Annotated in this window: 10 protein-coding genes; 7 read left to right on the plus strand and 3 right to left on the minus strand. The window is 57.8% G+C overall.

Going from position 1 to position 15,868, the window contains the following annotated elements; translation table 11 throughout:
• Window positions 1–5: 5 nt before the first annotated feature.
• The 3 genes from CVU69_02170 to CVU69_02180 all read right to left on the minus strand — a co-directional run bounded on the left by CVU69_02170 (window position 6) and on the right by CVU69_02180 (window position 3,667).
• Window positions 6–938 (minus strand): cation transporter, encoded by a 933-nt coding sequence (locus tag CVU69_02170; protein ID PKN13501.1) that lies wholly within the window; start codon window positions 936–938, stop codon window positions 6–8.
• Window positions 939–941: 3 nt separating this feature from the next.
• Window positions 942–1,463 carry a hypothetical protein gene (locus tag CVU69_02175; protein ID PKN13502.1) on the minus strand — a complete coding sequence of 174 codons (522 nt, stop codon included), beginning with the start codon at window positions 1,461–1,463 and terminating at the stop codon, window positions 942–944.
• Window positions 1,464–1,663: 200 nt separating this feature from the next.
• Window positions 1,664–3,667: a hypothetical protein gene (locus tag CVU69_02180; GenBank protein ID PKN13503.1), complete on the minus strand. Its 2,004-nt coding sequence runs from the start codon at window positions 3,665–3,667 to the stop codon at window positions 1,664–1,666.
• A 296-nt stretch (window positions 3,668–3,963) separates the two neighbouring features.
• Between CVU69_02180 and CVU69_02185 the strand changes: the two genes are divergently transcribed.
• From CVU69_02185 to CVU69_02215, 7 genes are all read left to right on the plus strand, one after another.
• Window positions 3,964–6,615: a DNA mismatch repair protein MutS gene (locus tag CVU69_02185; GenBank protein ID PKN13504.1), complete on the plus strand. Its 2,652-nt coding sequence runs from the start codon at window positions 3,964–3,966 to the stop codon at window positions 6,613–6,615.
• Window positions 6,612–8,357 (plus strand): N-acetylmuramoyl-L-alanine amidase, encoded by a 1,746-nt coding sequence (locus CVU69_02190; protein PKN13505.1) that lies wholly within the window; start codon window positions 6,612–6,614, stop codon window positions 8,355–8,357. Before CVU69_02185 ends, CVU69_02190 begins: the two co-directional genes overlap by 4 nt.
• Window positions 8,354–11,056, plus strand: a complete 2,703-nt coding sequence (gene glnD, locus CVU69_02195) for a [protein-PII] uridylyltransferase (protein PKN13506.1) — start codon at window positions 8,354–8,356, stop codon at window positions 11,054–11,056. Before CVU69_02190 ends, glnD begins: the two co-directional genes overlap by 4 nt.
• 14 nt (window positions 11,057–11,070) lie before the next feature.
• Window positions 11,071–11,961, plus strand: a complete 891-nt coding sequence (locus CVU69_02200) for a site-specific tyrosine recombinase XerD (protein ID PKN13591.1) — start codon at window positions 11,071–11,073, stop codon at window positions 11,959–11,961.
• A 26-nt stretch (window positions 11,962–11,987) separates the two neighbouring features.
• Window positions 11,988–13,196: a cofactor-independent phosphoglycerate mutase gene (locus CVU69_02205; protein PKN13507.1), complete on the plus strand. Its 1,209-nt coding sequence runs from the start codon at window positions 11,988–11,990 to the stop codon at window positions 13,194–13,196.
• A 165-nt stretch (window positions 13,197–13,361) separates the two neighbouring features.
• Window positions 13,362–14,213 (plus strand): 4-hydroxy-3-methylbut-2-enyl diphosphate reductase, encoded by an 852-nt coding sequence (ispH, locus tag CVU69_02210; protein ID PKN13508.1) that lies wholly within the window; start codon window positions 13,362–13,364, stop codon window positions 14,211–14,213.
• Window positions 14,214–14,225: 12 nt separating this feature from the next.
• Window positions 14,226–15,848, plus strand: a complete 1,623-nt coding sequence (locus CVU69_02215; GenBank protein PKN13509.1) for a 2-nitropropane dioxygenase — start codon at window positions 14,226–14,228, stop codon at window positions 15,846–15,848.
• Window positions 15,849–15,868: the final 20 nt, after the last annotated feature.

The following is a 15,868-nucleotide window of genomic DNA, read 5'->3' on the forward strand; positions in this document are numbered from 1 at the left end:
ATTTTTTATGCGATACGATTCTTGACGGAGACGCACTTATCGGTTCCGGGACAATCCGGGCGTCGGCACGGTTCGACGTGGATCGTCACGTTGGCGCCGCGAATCTCTTTGGCAATTGTTTCTTCGAGGCGATCCGCCAGATCGTGTGCTTCCTGCACGGTGAGGTGTTTGCAGACGGTGAGGTGAAAATCCATGAGTTTTTGCGAACCGGCGCGGCGGGTGCGGAGGTTGTGAATGTCGAGGAGTTCACCGTGGTGCTCATTGACGAGGCGGATAACTTCGTTGCGCACCTCATCGGGGAGTTCGGCGTCGAGCATGTCGCGCAGGGCATAGCGGGCGAGGCTGAGGGCTTCCTTGAGGATATAGAGGGCGACAAAGAGCGACATGACCGGGTCGAGCCAGGGCGCATCGACAAAGGAGAGGATTACCAGTCCCGCCAGCAGCGCACCGTTGGTGTAGATATCCATGGCAAAGTGCAGGGCATCTGCCTGCAGCGCCGAGGACTCGGTGGCTTTGCCGACGCGGCGCAGGTAGCGGCTGATCCAGAAGGAGGCTGCCATGGAGAGGGCAAGGACGATCACGCCATTGCCGATCTGTTGTACCTTGTAATCCCCGGCATTCAGGCGCCGAATCGCCTCGACCAGGATCCACCCCCCCGAAGCGGAGATTACCAGCGACTGGATGAGTGTAGCCAGGGTTTCGAACTTGCCGTGCCCGAAGGAGTGGCCGTCATCCGCCGGCTGTTCGGCCTGACGGATAGCGAGGAAATTGACACCGGACATGACAATGTCGAGGAGAGAATCGACGGCCGAGGCAATTACCGCCAGCGAGCCGGTGAGGAGGCCGACAACAAACTTCATGATCGCCAGGGTCAGGGCGGTGAAGATCGAATAGCGAGCGGCGCGGAGTTTTAAGGTCGAGTTTGCACTCTGCTCCATAAATCAGCTCGTAACCTTTTGCAGTGAGCAGGCTTCATCCCAAGGTTGATAGCCCCCTTCGCTGATCTCCCAGAAAGCATTGATCCGTGTTTCGTAATAATCGAGATCGTGACAGGCGGCGGCTACCTCCTCATAGCATTCTTTTGTCACTTTACCGTGCTCTTGCAGATAGCGGTAAAAGGCCTCGACCCCTTCAAGGATTTCACTCAACTCGGCGCGATTCGGTTCAACGGTCTTGATGATGTACCAGTTACCGGCAAAGTGGCGGACTTGTCCGGCCGGGAGGGAAAAGAGGTTGTTGCGGCAATGGTCGACAACAAAGTCGCGGAGAAAATAGTCCGCGCCGCGGGCCCACGCGCCGGCGCGCAGGGGATCAACGCCGGCCGTCACCGAGTCGCGGCAGAAGGTCGACAGCAGCGCAACAATAAGCTGGTCAATGCGGATTTCATCGCTCAGGCTGCCGGGGAGAAAATGTTCGACAGCAAAGGCCGGGTCGTTGATGGATAGGACTTTTTTTTCGGTCATGATCGCTCCTTAAAATTGTCCTTCATATACAGTTGACGACGGCTCATGGTCAAGGCGAAAGGCGGCGAGGCAACGTCTTCCGGTAATAAGCGGAGTTATCTTCATAAGAGAGGACATGGGAGATTGCCTGAATTGCTATTTTAAAGAACGCCTGTTCGAATCGTTCAGGAGTTTGATAGTCGATGGAGAACCATTTTTAATCAACAGATTGGCAGGGTAAAACTGACACGGGTACCGCCGCCGGGAGCGCTTTCGACCGAGATGTTGCCACCGTGGGACTCGACAATCTGCCGGGCGATGTTCATGCCGAGGCCGAGACCACCGATGGCGGTATTGGTCGTGTCTGCGCGGTAAAACTTCTCAAAGATGTGCTCCACCTGCTCCGGGGTCATGCCGATCCCCCGGTCGGCTATGGTTACTCTGACCTTTTCGCCATCGATGGCAACCGATGTCGTAATCGTACTCCCTGAAGGGGAATATTTGACAGAGTTACCGAGAAGATTCTCCAACACCTGGACTACACGATCACGGTCACAGAAAATGGTAATGGGCACTTGTGCTGTGACATCAAGAACGAAGCGGTATTGAGGTGTCATCAATTCAAACTTATGGACGGTCTGAACGACCAATTCTCGCAGATCCTCATGCTGGCAATGGAGGGGAAGGGAGACCCCGCTCTGAATGCGGCTGATATCGAGAAGATCGTCGATGATGCGCGACAGAACTTCACCCTTGGCGGAAATGATCTGGGCAAACTCCTTCTTTTCCTTCTGGGTAAAATCTCCCCCGGACAGTAGGTCAGCGTAGCCGATTATTGAGGTCAAGGGGGTGCGCAGTTCATGGGCGGCGGTACTGATGAAATCGTCCTTGGCTTGATCGAAGAGGCGCTTTGCCGCCTCGGCCTTCTTGCGCTCGGTGATCTCCTGACCGACGGAGAGAATGCCGACGAGTTCGCCCCGGGCGTTGAGAATAGGCCGGTTGCGCCAGGAGATCCAGACCCTTTCACCATTTTTTCGCAAGTTCTCATTCTCATTGATCAGGTACTCCTCCGGGTGTTTTCTGAGTTCCTCCAAGAGAAGAGTCAGGTCGCGGCCGTCAGACTCGCGGACGGGGACGATGGTTTCAAGGATGCTGTGTCCCACCAGTTCCTCGCGGGAAAACCCGAAGAAGCTTAAGCCGAAATCGTTAATAAAAGTGATGTTCATATCTTGCGGGTCGAGACGCAGTATGATGGCATTGGCGCTCTCCACGAGTTCACGGTAATTCTGCTCACTTTCGCGTAAGGCATCCTCGGCCTTTGTGCGTTCAGCGACTTCTCGTTCCAGATAGCGGGTGCGATTGAGTACCTGACGTCGCAGCAAGAGGATAAATCCCCCGAGCAGGGCGACAAGGAGGAGTCCGCCGAAAACGGTCGGTTTGACCCAGTGCGGCAGCGCTGCCTTGCTCAACCCCCCAAACCAGCGGTCGAGGGCTTGATAATAGAAGGACTGGGGCTGAGCCTTGAGCTCATGGAGAATGCGGTCGATATCCCGCAGCAGCTTGCCGTTGTCTCCCTTGCGCGTGGCATAGTGAACTTCAATGGGATTGAAGATGATCGGGGTCGCCGCAACCTTGTACGCCTTTTCGGCATTCAGGGCATAAAATCGGCCAACAACACCGGCATCGACCTGGTGCTGCTGCAAGGCAGCGAAGACCTGATCGAAATTGTCGACTTCGAGATAGTCAGCGTGGATACCGAAATTGCTGAGCATGGAGCGAAATGCCTGATGATGGGTGTCCTTGCGCATCACAGCGATTCTCTTCCCTTCAAGGTCGAAGTAGGACTCGATGCTGGCGCCCGGCACAGTGTAGAGGTGTCCCCAGTTGCTGACGATGTTGACTTTGTTGAAATCGTAGAGCTCAGTCCGCTCCTTGGAGTATGCAATGGTTACCATCAGGTCGATCTCGCCGTTGCGGAGTTTTTCCAGGCAGCGATCAAAGGTATCGGGCTGATAAGAGACTTCCCACCCTTCACGGGCGGCCACATGGTCGAGGAGTTCGACGAGAAGACCGGCAGGCTTGCCTTGCTCATCCATATAGGAGAGGGGAGGATTTTGCTCAAGCCCGGCCCGCACCGTGATGGAGAGGGCTGCAACAGGAAGAATCAGTAAGCCAACCAGCAGCAGGAAGGAAAACGTTACCCTGGCAATGGTGGAAAAAAACATCAGTTTCACTCTCCTCTGACGGGGTGCGTTAATAATTACCCTGTTCCAATTTATAATAAGGATTGCAACTAACTACAAGTTTTTTTAATGTCTGTTGTCAGTAATAAGCAAACTATCGGGACTCATAACGCAAGGAGGCAGGCTTGCAAGGTTGAAGGTGGCGGAATTAACTCTCCGCAGCACATCATTCCTCGCCCGTCATTCCAGTGAATTGCAGACTGCGTCAGTCTGGGCCGCAACATTCAAGCAGGATAAACTGTTTACACCAAGCGACCCCTTTTGTTAGTATCTTCGCCATGTCAGAAACTCACTCCTCAACGCCCCCTCAGGTCAATCTGACCCCGATGATGCGCCAGTATCTGGAGATTAAATCCAGCTGCCCGGACGCCATCCTCTTCTTTCGCCTTGGTGATTTTTACGAGATGTTCCTTGAGGATGCAGTCATTGCCTCGCGCATCCTCGATATTACTTTGACCTCACGCAACAAGGGGTCGGTTGACGAAGTCCCTCTCTGCGGCATTCCTTATCACAGTGTGCAGCCCTATCTGGTCAAGATGGTCGAAGCCGGCTACAAGGTCGCCATCTGTGAGCAGGTCGAAGATCCCAAGTCGGTCAAAGGAATCGTCCGTCGCGAGATCGTCCGCATTGTCACCCCCGGTCTTATGGCCGAGGCGGAGTTGCTGCGGCCCAAGGAGAACAACTACCTGCTGGCATTGGCCGCCGGGGAAGAAGGACGCTGGGGGATTGCTCTCCTTGACCTCAGTACCGGCGAATTTCGGGCGACGGAAGTTGCCGATCTCGACGGGGCTCGGGGCGAAATAGTCGCCATCGATCCGGCGGAGTTGCTGATTGCCGATGATGAAAGCGGTTTCGCGGCAGCGCAGACGCTGGCCCTTCTCCTCGAAGGACGGATGCTTAACCGTCTGCCGGCGTGGATCTTTGCCCGCGATCGGGCCAGCGGCCTCCTTTGTGATTTCTTCCACTGTGAGCGCCTTGAAGCCTTCGGCTGTCAGGATCTCCCCGGTGCCATCAGCGCGGCCGGTGCCATCCTGCATTATCTGCAGGAGACGCAAAAAGGGGCGCTCGGTCATATTCGGGCTCTGGCGACTTATCAGGTCGCTGAATATATGCTCCTTGACGAAACGACGCGGCGCAACCTCGAACTCGTCGGGACGATGCGCGATAACAGCCGCAAAGGATCCCTCCTCGGCATCCTTGATCACACGGTGACGGCGATGGGGGGACGCTTGCTGCGGCGTTGGGTGCAGCAGCCCCTGTTGGATCTGAGTCGGATCCGTGCCCGGCAGTCGGCGATTGCCGAGCTGGTGGAGAAGAGTCTGCTGCGGAGTGATCTGCAGGGCGACCTTGACGGCGTTTATGATCTCGAACGCTTGAACGGCAAGATCGCCATGGCGACGGCCAATGCCAAGGATCTGGTGTCGCTGCGGCTCTCCCTCGGCCGGCTGCCGGCGCTGCGCGCCCGCTTTGACGATCTCGCCAGTCCTCTTCTGGTTTCGCTTTGTGGTGATATCGATCCCCTGGAAGATCTGTATGGACTGATTGCCACGGCGATTGTCGACGATCCCCCCTTTGTTTTGCGGGAAGGGGGCTTGATCCGCGACGGTTTTGATGCCGAACTTGACGAGCTGCGCGTGATCGGCCGGGAAGGGAAGGGGTGGATTGCCCGGCTGGAGTTGCAGGAGAAGGAGCAGACCGGCATCAGTACTCTCAAGGTGCGCTATAACCGGGTCTTCGGCTATTATATCGAAGTGCCGCGTTCGCAGGTGGCGCGCATTCCTGAGCATTACCAGCGCAAACAGACCCTGGCTAATGCCGAGCGCTATGTCACCGACGAGCTCAAGGTTTATGAAGAGAAGGTCCTCGGTGCCGAGGAGAAGCTGGTCGAGCGCGAGTACGAGCTCTTTCAAGCGATCCGCCAGCAGGTCGCTGCCGAAGGGAAACGCGTGCAGGGGAGCGCCACGGCTTTGGCCCAGCTCGATGTCCTCCTCGGTCTGGCGACAGTGGCGCACGAGCGTAACTATGTCCTCCCCGAGCTTGATGAAAGCAGCGATCTGATCATCGTCGAAGGGCGGCATCCGGTGGTCGAGACCATGAGTTTGGCTGAGCGCTTTGTCCCCAATGATGTGCGGATGAACCTTGCCGACGAACAGATTCTCATCATCACCGGCCCGAATATGGCAGGGAAATCGACCTACATGCGTCAGGTCGCCCTCCTCACCCTGATGGCGCATATGGGGAGTGCCATCCCCGCGAAATCTGCGCGCATTGGCCTGGTCGACCGCATCTTTACCCGCGTCGGTGCCAGTGATAATCTCGCCCGCGGCCTCTCGACCTTTATGGTGGAGATGACCGAGACTGCGCACATTCTCCACCACGCCACCGAACGCAGCCTCCTTGTTCTCGACGAGATCGGCCGCGGCACCTCGACCTTTGACGGCATCAGCATCGCCTGGGCGGTGGCGGAGTATCTGCATGACCACGCACCCGTCGCGGCCAAGACCCTCTTTGCCACCCACTATCACGAACTCACCGATCTTGCCCTGACCCGGCCGCGGGTGAAGAATTTCAATATCGCCGTGCGCGAGTGGAACGATCAGGTCATCTTTCTGCGCCGCATCGTCGCCGGCCCGGCGAGTCATTCCTACGGCATCCAGGTGGCGCGCCTCGCCGGTCTGCCACCGCTGATCATCGAACGCGCCAAGGAGATCCTCCGCAACCTTGAATCGGGCGAGTTCGAGGAAGAAGGGGCGCCGCGCCTCGCCAAGAGCCGCAAGGGAGGGCAGAAGTCAGCCCCCACCCCGCAGATGGCCCTCTTTGACAGCGGCAGCGGTGCTGAGATCCGGCGTGAGCTCGAAATCTGCGATCCGACGACCATGACCCCTTTGGAAGCGCTCAACTTTCTCGATCAACTGAAACGGTTACTATGAAAAAACACTGGACATTCTTTCTTCTCCTCCTGTTCTTCTGCACGCTCCTGACGCCCGGTGCTGACGCTGCGGGCAAAAATCCGGACAAGGAGTTCGCTGCGGCCAAGGCCGCCCTGACCCGCCTTGATGCCGATAAGGGGAAGGCGCGTAGTTATCGCGACCGCTGGGTGAAGGTGATTGCTGATCTGGAGTCCTTCCGTGCCCGCCATCCCCGCCACGGCAAAAGTGCCGAGGCTCTTTATCTCGCCGCGACGGCGCAGGAAAAGATGGCGCTGATCTCCCGTTTACCCGGGGATTTTGCTGCCGCGCAGGAAGCCTACCTTGCTGTTGCCGATGCGGCACCGAGTAGTCCATATGCCGCGGACGGACTGTGGGCCGCCGCCCGGTTGACGGAAAAGAATCTGCAGGACCCGGCTGCCACGTATCGAGTTTATGAGCGGATCAAGACAGAACAGGGGCAGAGCAAATATGCCGGCAAAGCAAAGGATGAGCTCAAGCGGCTGGCTGTTTATGCCCCTAAGCCCGCCCCGAAGCCCCCGGTGGTTGCGGCCCCTCCTGCCCCATCTGCACCGCTTACACCGGTGGTTAAGGGGGAGCGTGGCCAACTCAACGGTGTCCGCTCCTGGTCCAACCCCGGCTACACCCGGATCGTCATCGATCTTTCCCAACCGACGGACTATACTTCGACACTTCTTGCCGCCGATCCCGCCATCGGTGCGCCGCCGCGCCTTTTCCTTGATCTTCTTGAAACGCTGCCGGTCGGCGGTCTACCGGAATCGAGTGTTGTCAATGACGGCCTGCTGCGCCAGATTCGCACCGGTAAACCGGAAGTCGGGCGCACCCGCGTTGTTCTCGATCTCCTCAGTTTCGATAATTACAAGATTTTCACTCTCCCGGATCCCTTTCGTATCATCATCGATATTGCCGGCAGTGCCGGCACAATTCCGGTAACAACAGCGCAGCCTCTGCCGGCGGCAGATCCCATTGCCGCTATCGTTGCCGCCGCCCCCCCCGCGATTTTGGCTCCGCGTCCCGTGCCGCCAGTCTCCTCGCGTCCATCGCGCCGCATCGTCATCGATGCCGGCCATGGCGGCAAGGATCCCGGCGCCGTCGGCCCCTCCGGCCTGCTGGAAAAGGATATTGTTCTGTCCATGGCCCTCCTCCTTGCCGAGGAGGTGAAAGATAAACTCGGCTGGGACGTAGTGCTGACCCGCAACGATGACACCTTTATCCCGCTGGAGGAGCGCACCGCCCTTGCCAACAAGGTCGGGGCGGATCTCTTCGTCTCCCTGCATGTCAATGCTAGTTCTAACAGCGCGGCGCACGGGGTCGAAACCTATTATCTTAACTTCTCCAAGAATGAAAAGGCGGCGGCGGTGGCAGCGCGAGAGAACGGCACCACTCTGCGTGCAGTGAGCGATCTCGAACAGATCCTTTTCGATCTGATGGCGCACTCGAAGATTCAGGAGTCGAGCCGTCTTGCCTCCGATATTCAGCACGCCCTGATCATCGGCCTCACTCGTGAATTCGGCGAGGTGAAAAATCTCGGCGTCAAGCAGGGACCGTTTTATGTCCTCCTTGGTGCCAATATGCCCTCTGTCCTGGTCGAGGCCGCTTTCCTCAGTAATCCTGAGGAAGAGACGCGCCTGGCCACCCGCAAATACCAGGTAGAGACGACGAGGGCGATCATCGACGGTCTGCGCGCTTATGACGGCAGTTCACAAGTGGTGGCACAGCAATGACCGAACCTCTACACTCTTCCGGCCGCTTTTTCCTCCCTGAACTCGTCGATCCCCGCACCCCTTATGAAGAGCGGCGCGCCGCCCTGCTGGTCGCGGCCCGTGCCTTCCTCGATTTCCACCATGCCGGTATTCGCGATGAACACCGGTCCGGTGCCTCGGGGCGCAAGGTGGTGGCGAGTCTGACCTCGGTCGCCGACACTCTGATTCGCAACCTGTATACCTGTGTCTCCGGTGGGGTGGCGTGCGGTCCGAAAGATCGGACGACCCTCATAGCCATCGGCGGTTATGGCCGTGGCGAGCTTAATCCGCGTTCTGATATCGACATTATGTTTCTGACCGAAGAGAAGGAAGGGAAGGAATTTGCCAAGGAGATTTCCGACCGCGTCCTGTATCTTCTTTGGGATCTCGGACTCGAGGTCGGTTTCAGTGTCCGTTCGATCAGCGATTGTCTGGAAATCGCTGATCAGGATCTGACTGCCCGCACCGCTCTCCTCGATTCCCGTCCCCTGGCCGGCGATAATGCTCTTTATGGCCAGTATGAAAAGGTCGTGGGCACGACGATCCGGGTCAAGCAGGGGAAGAGATATATTGAAGAAAAGCTTGAAGAGCGGCGCTTGCGGCTCAAGAAGTACGGCTCATCGGTCTACCTCCTGGAGCCGAATATCAAGGAGGGCGAAGGCGGACTACGCGATCTCCATACCGCCCTGTGGGTGGCGCAGGTCAAATACAAATGCCGGGTACTGCAGGAGTTGGTGGTCAAGGGGGTGATGACCGATCAGGATGGCGCCGAGTTCGAAGCGGCGCTCGATTACCTGTGGCGGATTCGCAACGAACTCCATTACCTTGCGGCGCGCAAAACCGATCAGCTCGACTTTGAAAAGCAGGAACAGATCGCTGCTTTTCTCGGCTATCAGGATAGTCGTAAGGGGCAGGCGGTCGAGCAGTTCATGCAGGACTATTACGCCCATGCGGTGCGGGTCGAACATATCGCCACCTCGCTGATTAACAAAACCTTGCAGCAGGGGGATAAGTCTTTCGGCATCCTTGGCTACCTGCGCCGCCGCGTTGTCGAAGAAGGATTTTATGTCCTGCGCGGTGAACTCTCGCTGACCAGCGATGATCTCTTTGAACGCGAACCGGCGCTTATGATGCGCGCCTTTCTGTTGGCGCAGCGACATAACGTCAAGCTCAGCGTTCCGCTTAAAGGGTTGATTCGTGCCAATTTGCATCGGATCAACGACAAGGTGCGGCGTTCCAAAATTATGGCAGATGGTTTCCTTGAAATTCTCCGCAGCCCCTCCGGCGTTGTCGAGACCCTGCGCGAGATGCACCATCTGCAATTTCTTAATCACTTTATCCCCGAATTTGCCCATATCTTCTGCAAGGTGCAGCACGACGCCTACCATATCTACACGGTTGATGTGCATACTCTCTTTGCCGTTGAGGAGATCTGTAAGGTCTGGCGCGGCGATTATGCAGCCAAAAAACCGGTCCTGACCCAGGTGGCAGGGGAGATTGAGAAGCGCGAACTCCTCCTGCTCGGCGTCCTTCTGCACGATATCGGCAAGGGGGAAGGAAAAGATCACAGCAACAAGGGGGCGGACATGGTACCGACCATTGCCCGTCGTCTCGGCCTATCCCGCGAGGACAGCCAGCGTCTCCAATTTCTTGTTCGCCAGCATCTCGTCCTCGCCAATACTTCGCAGCGTCGCGATCTCTCTGATGACAAGCTCATCGATCAGGTCGCCCAGACCATGGAGATGAGCGAAAATCTGCGCATGCTTTACCTCCTTACCTTTGCCGATCTTAAGGCGGTCGGTCCGGATATCTGGTCGGAATGGAAAGGACGGCTTCTCCAGGAGCTTTACGAGAAGGTCTACGATGTCCTCGAACGCGGTGACTTTCACAGTGAGCGGAGTTCGGAGAAGGTTCGTAACCGCACGCGCAAGATCTTTGAACTCCTCGAAGACGAGTTCGAGCCGCGCATTCTCCGCGAGTATGTTAAATCATTGTCGACGCGTTATCTCCTCGCCCATCGCTCCAGCGAGATTGCCGAGCATCTCCGCATTGTCCTGAAGCGCGGCGAGAAGACCGTGCAGATCTTTGTCCGTCAGGACAGCGACGGGGAGTTCAGCGAGATAATGGTGACCACCCTCGATGCGCCCGGTCTCTTCTCCCTGATCACTGGGGTGATGGCGGCGAACAGCCTGAACATCCTCGGCGCCGAGATCAACACCCTGTCGAACGGCGTTGCTCTCGATATCCTCCAGGTGCGCTCTCCTGCCGGCGAGATGGTCACCGATCCGCGTAAATGGGAGCGGGTGGAGAGCGATCTCTGTGCCGTTATCGAAGGGCGGGTGCGAGTTGATGAACTGGTACGCAAGCAGAAACGCCCTGATTTTCTCACCCCCAAGGCCCGTCCCCGCTATCCGACCCGGGTCGAGATCGACAATACGGTCTCCAGCGAATATACCGTCATCGATATCTTCTCCCACGACCAGGTCGGCCTCCTTTATCAGATGACCCGCACCCTCAAGGATCTCGGCCTTTACATCGGTGTGTCGCGGATTTCGACCAAGGTCGATCAGGCGGCCGATACCTTTTATGTCAAGGATATCTTCGGACAGAAGATCCGCGACGAAGAGCGCCTGGCGACCATCCGGCAGCAGTTGATCGAGCGGATCGGGGAAGATATTTGAACCGCGCCGAACCGCTGGATCTTTATCTCGATCAGTTTCTGCATTATCTGACCGTGGAGAAGGGGAGTTCCAAGCATACGCTGGAAGCCTACAGCCGCGACCTCGGGCGTTACCTGGCGCATCTGGCTGCCAGTGACGTTGACAACTTGTCCGAGATCCGACCGGCGCTGATCCTCCTTTATCTTGCCAGGTTGAAGGAGGCGGGCCTCTCGGCGCGCAGTCGTGCCCGTGCGCTGGTGGCAGTGCGGAGTTTTCATAAATTCCTTTGTAGCGATGGGGTCACGCTCGAAAATCCGACGTTGCAGGTCAGTGCGCCGCGCATTGCCGCCGCCCTGCCGCACTCTTTGAGTCTTGTCGAGGTCGAAGCACTGCTGCGCGCCCCGAACGGAGACGACCCCTACAGTCTGCGCGACCGGGCGATGCTCGAAGTTTTGTATGCCACCGGCCTGCGCGTTTCGGAGTTGATCGCCCTGCGGGTTGAAGATTTCCGTTTCGAGGCCGGCTATCTCATTGTTTTTGGTAAACGCCGCAAGGAGCGGGTGATCCCCCTCAACGATACGGCTCTGGCAGCAGTTGATGACTATCGCAAGTACGGACGGCCCCGTCTCGACCGGACCGACAAAATCGTCCCGGTTCTCTTTCTCAATCGGGATGGAGGAGGGTTGACACGACAGGGTTTCTGGAAGATCATCAGGCGCCGCGCCTTGGAGGCTGGTATCGCCAAGAAGATTACTCCGCATACACTGCGCCACTCCTTTGCCACCCATCTGTTGGAAAATGGCGCGGATTTGCGGGCGGTGCAGGCGATGCTCGGCCATGCGGATATCGCCACAACGCAGATTTATACGCACGTCACCCGTGACGGGTTACGGAAAATCCACCAGAAATATCACCCGCGCGGTTGAAGTCCGGCGGATGTACAGAGGATGTTATGAAATATATTATTTTGCTCGGCGATGGCATGGCCGACGAACCCCTGGCTGAACTCGACAACAAGACCCCCTTGCAGCATGCGCAGACGCCGCGCATGGATGGCCTCGCCCGCATTTGCGAACAGGGTCTGGCTGATACTGTCCCCGCCGGTTACGCACCAGGGAGCGATGTCGCCAACCTCTCGGTCTTCGGTTACGACCCTACCACCTGCTATACCGGCCGCTCTCCCTTGGAAGCCGCGAGTATGGGGGTAGAGCTTGGACCAGAGGATGTCTCCTTCCGCCTCAATCTTGTCCATCTTCAGCCCCATGCCGGCCGGATCTACATGAACGACTTTTCCGCCGGCCACATCTCGACGCCGGAAGCCGCCGAAATCATCGCCACCTTGCAGGCTGAGCTCGGCGGCAGCGAGTTCAGTTTCCATGCCGGCGTTTCTTATCGTCACCTGTTAGTCTGGAAGGGGGGGAAGGAGAAGATGACCTGCACCCCGCCGCACGACATCACCAATCAGAGTATCGATAGCTACCTCCCTACAGGGGACGGCGCCAGTGAGTTGATCAATCTCATTACTTCGTCGCAGCTTCTGCTGAAACGCCATCCAATCAATCTCACCCGCGAAGAGCGCGGCGACAACCCTGCCAACTCCATCTGGCTTTGGGGACAGGGGCGCAAGCCGCACATGGAGACGATGGCGGCGCGTTATGGTCTGCGCGGCGCGGTGATCTCCGCCGTCGATCTCCTCAAGGGGATCGGTGTCTGCGCCGGCCTCGACATCATCAATGTCCCCGGCGCTACCGGTTACATCGACACCAACTACCGCGGCAAGGCCGAAGCCGCCCTGGAAGCGCTCAAGACCCGTGATTTTGTGTACGTTCATGTCGAAGCCCCGGACGAAGCGTCCCATGCCGGGAATTTGGCGCATAAACTCAAGGCGATCGAGGATTTCGATAAACTCGTGGTCGGCACGGTCCTTGACGGCATCGCCGCTCTCGGTCCGCACCGCGTCCTTGTCCTCCCCGATCATCCGACTCCGGTGGCGAAGATGACTCACACCAGCGATCCCGTCCCTTATCTCCTTTACGATTCCGCCGGCGCCTTTCCGCCCGCCTGTCCTGCGGATGGCTACTCGGAAGCAGCGGCCGAAGCCAGCAATATACGGATCACGCCGGGCTGTGACCTCTTTGCGCGCATGGTCAAAGGCCAATAAACAGGTGCAGAGAACTATTCAACAGGGCAAGGGCAGCCATTCAGGTTTTTCAGAAAGCGGCAGTGGATCTGATGCAAGCTGGATCTGGAGTGCCTTGACTCGGTAGCGAGGGCCGTTGTATTAATACCGCTTTTACGCTTTTCTCTGCGAAACGAAAGGTAGGCGATGAAGATTATCAGGGCCGAGCGGGCGGGAATGTGTATGGGGGTCAATCTGGCGCTGAGTAAACTCGACGCCCTGATTGCCCGGATGCCGCAACCCGACTCCCTCTTTATCCTCGGCTCGATCATCCATAATCCGCAGGTGGTACGGGCCTACGCCGACAAGGGCGTCATTACCGTCCAGTCGCCGGCGGAGATTCCGGCCGGGGCTACGGCGGTCATTCGCGCGCATGGCGTCACCAAAGAGGTGGAGAAGGAGCTCAGTCAGCGTGGGGTACAGATTGTCGATGCCACCTGTCCCAAGGTCAAGGCGGCCTGCCTCCTTATTGAAAAGCATACAGCGTCCGGACGGGTTCTCCTCCTGTACGGTGAAGCAACCCATCCGGAAGTGAAGTGCCTCCTCAGTTATGCCGCGGCCGGGGCTTTTGTCTTCGACAGCCGCGAGGCGTGTCTTTCCTTATTGCTCGATCCGGTGCACAGTTATTGTCTGGCAGCGCAGACAACGCAGGACAAAGCAATCTTCAAAGAGATCAGTGCCGAGCTCAAGGGCCGTACCGATCTCGATCTTATCGTTCTCGACACCATCTGCGACGCCACCCGCGAACGTCAGGACGAAGCGGTGCGTATCGCCCGCGAGGTCGATTTTGTTGTTGTTGCCGGCGGCTATGAAAGCAGCAACACCCGGCGTCTGGCGCAGGTTGTCCTTTCCCAGGGGACGCCGGCGCTGCATATCGAGACAGCCGAGGATCTCCCCCTTGATGAATTGAAAAAATATCAGCGCATCGGCCTGACCGCCGGCGCCTCGACTCCGAAAGTGATCGTTGACGAAATCCAGCGGGTTCTGGAAGCCCTGTAGGGAAGAATATTAATGATTTTTGCTCAGAAGAATAAAGTCCTTCTTGGCCTCTTTTCACCGGCAGGCGCTGAGAGTGTTCCACCTCTGGAACTGTTGCGGCGGATCAATCAGCCACTCTTCGTCGCTGAACTGGGTGGGAAATCGGTCCTGTTGCCGGGAGCGACCGGAACCAACGGCCTCAAGCAGGAGAATCTTCTGCCCTTCACTGCCATGGTTGCACCTGCGCCCCTCTCTGCCCTCGGCGATGCCAGCTTCTGCCGTGATCACCACCTCCTTTTCCCGTATATCGGCGGGTCGATGGCCAAAGGGATCAGTTCGGTAGCCATGGTCAAGGCCTTTGGCGAAGCCGGCATGCTCGGTTTTTTCGGTGCGGCCGGCTTGCCCCTGGCGACGGTCGAAGCGGCCATTCACGAACTCAAGGGTGCCGGCGACTTTCCTTTTGGCTGCAATCTCATTCATAGCCCGCAGGAACCGGAACTGGAGAATGCCCTTGTCGAGCTTTATCTGCGCCAGGGGATCAAACTGATCGAAGCTTCCGCCTTTCTTGCTCTGACTCTGCCGCTGGTGCGTTATCGCACGTACGGGATCTATCGGCAGGACGACGGGCGGATTATCACCCCGAACCGGATCATCGCCAAGATTTCCCGCGAAGAGGTCTCGGCCCGTTTTTTTGCGCCACCACCGGAGAAATTTCTACGCGTTCTGGTCGAAGCCGGTGAGCTCACAGCGCAGCAGGCCGAGTGGTCGACGCAGATCCCGATGGCGCAGGATGTCACGGCCGAGGCTGATTCCGGCGGACATACCGACAATCGTCCGGCTTTGTCTCTGCTGCCGACGATTCTCAGTCAGCGAGCGCAGTTCCAGGCGCAGTACAATTACGAGCAGCCCCTGCGTGTCGGACTCGGCGGCGGCATCGCTACCCCCGCTTCGGCGGCGGCGGCCCTCAGTCTGGGGGCGGCCTATCTCGTTACCGGCTCCGTCAATCAGGCCTGTAGCGAAGCCGGCACCTGCGACGAGGTTCGCCAACTCCTCGCCGAGACCCGGCAGGCGGACATCACCATGGCTCCCTCCGGCGATATGTTCGAGATGGGGGTCAACGTTCAGGTCCTCAAGCGCGGCACGATGTTCTCGATGCGGGCAGCCAAACTTTACGAGCTTTATCGCTCTTATTCCGGTCTCGACGCCCTGCCGTCGGAAGAACGTGCTAAACTGGAAAAAACGATTTTTCGCGCTCCCCTTGCCGAGATCTGGGAAGCGACCCGTACCTACTTTGCGCGCCGTGATCCCCGTCAGGTCGAGCGGGCGCTAGCTGATCCCAAACATCAACTCGCTCTGGTTTTTCGTTGGTATCTCGGCCAGTCCCCGGTCTGGGCCAGCTCCGGCGAATCATCGCGTCGTGTCGATTATCAGATCTGGTGCGGCCCGGCGATGGGTGCGTTCAACGAGTGGAGTAAAGGTTCTTTTCTCGAAAATGTCGCGCGCCGACAGGTTGTGGCTGTGGCTTTGAATATCCTTTTTGGCGCCGCGGTTCTGTTGCGGACCCATCAATTGGCGCTGCAGGGAATTCATCTTGCTGCCGCGGATAAACTCTCCGAACCGTTGGAGATTGCACAGATCAAGGAGTACCTCCATTGAAAAAGAGCGCAGAAAAGACC

The organism is Deltaproteobacteria bacterium HGW-Deltaproteobacteria-4 (assembly GCA_002841765.1).
Taxonomy (GTDB): domain Bacteria; phylum Desulfobacterota; class Desulfuromonadia; order Desulfuromonadales; family UBA2197; genus UBA2197.

Excerpts from the sequence above, each read along its gene's own strand:
- CVU69_02175 (PKN13502.1), bottom strand. The coding sequence starts at position 1,463 with ATGACCGAAAAAAAAGTCCTATCCATCAACGACCCGGCCTTTGCTGTC.
- CVU69_02180 (PKN13503.1), bottom strand. The coding sequence starts at position 3,667 with ATGTTTTTTTCCACCATTGCCAGGGTAACGTTTTCCTTCCTGCTGCTG.
- ispH (PKN13508.1), top strand. The coding sequence starts at position 13,362 with ATGAAGATTATCAGGGCCGAGCGGGCGGGAATGTGTATGGGGGTCAAT.
- CVU69_02215 (PKN13509.1), top strand. The coding sequence starts at position 14,226 with ATGATTTTTGCTCAGAAGAATAAAGTCCTTCTTGGCCTCTTTTCACCG.
- CVU69_02185 (PKN13504.1), top strand. The coding sequence starts at position 3,964 with ATGTCAGAAACTCACTCCTCAACGCCCCCTCAGGTCAATCTGACCCCG.
- CVU69_02205 (PKN13507.1), top strand. The coding sequence starts at position 11,988 with ATGAAATATATTATTTTGCTCGGCGATGGCATGGCCGACGAACCCCTG.
- glnD (PKN13506.1), top strand. The coding sequence starts at position 8,354 with ATGACCGAACCTCTACACTCTTCCGGCCGCTTTTTCCTCCCTGAACTC.
- CVU69_02190 (PKN13505.1), top strand. The coding sequence starts at position 6,612 with ATGAAAAAACACTGGACATTCTTTCTTCTCCTCCTGTTCTTCTGCACG.
- CVU69_02170 (PKN13501.1), bottom strand. The coding sequence starts at position 938 with ATGGAGCAGAGTGCAAACTCGACCTTAAAACTCCGCGCCGCTCGCTAT.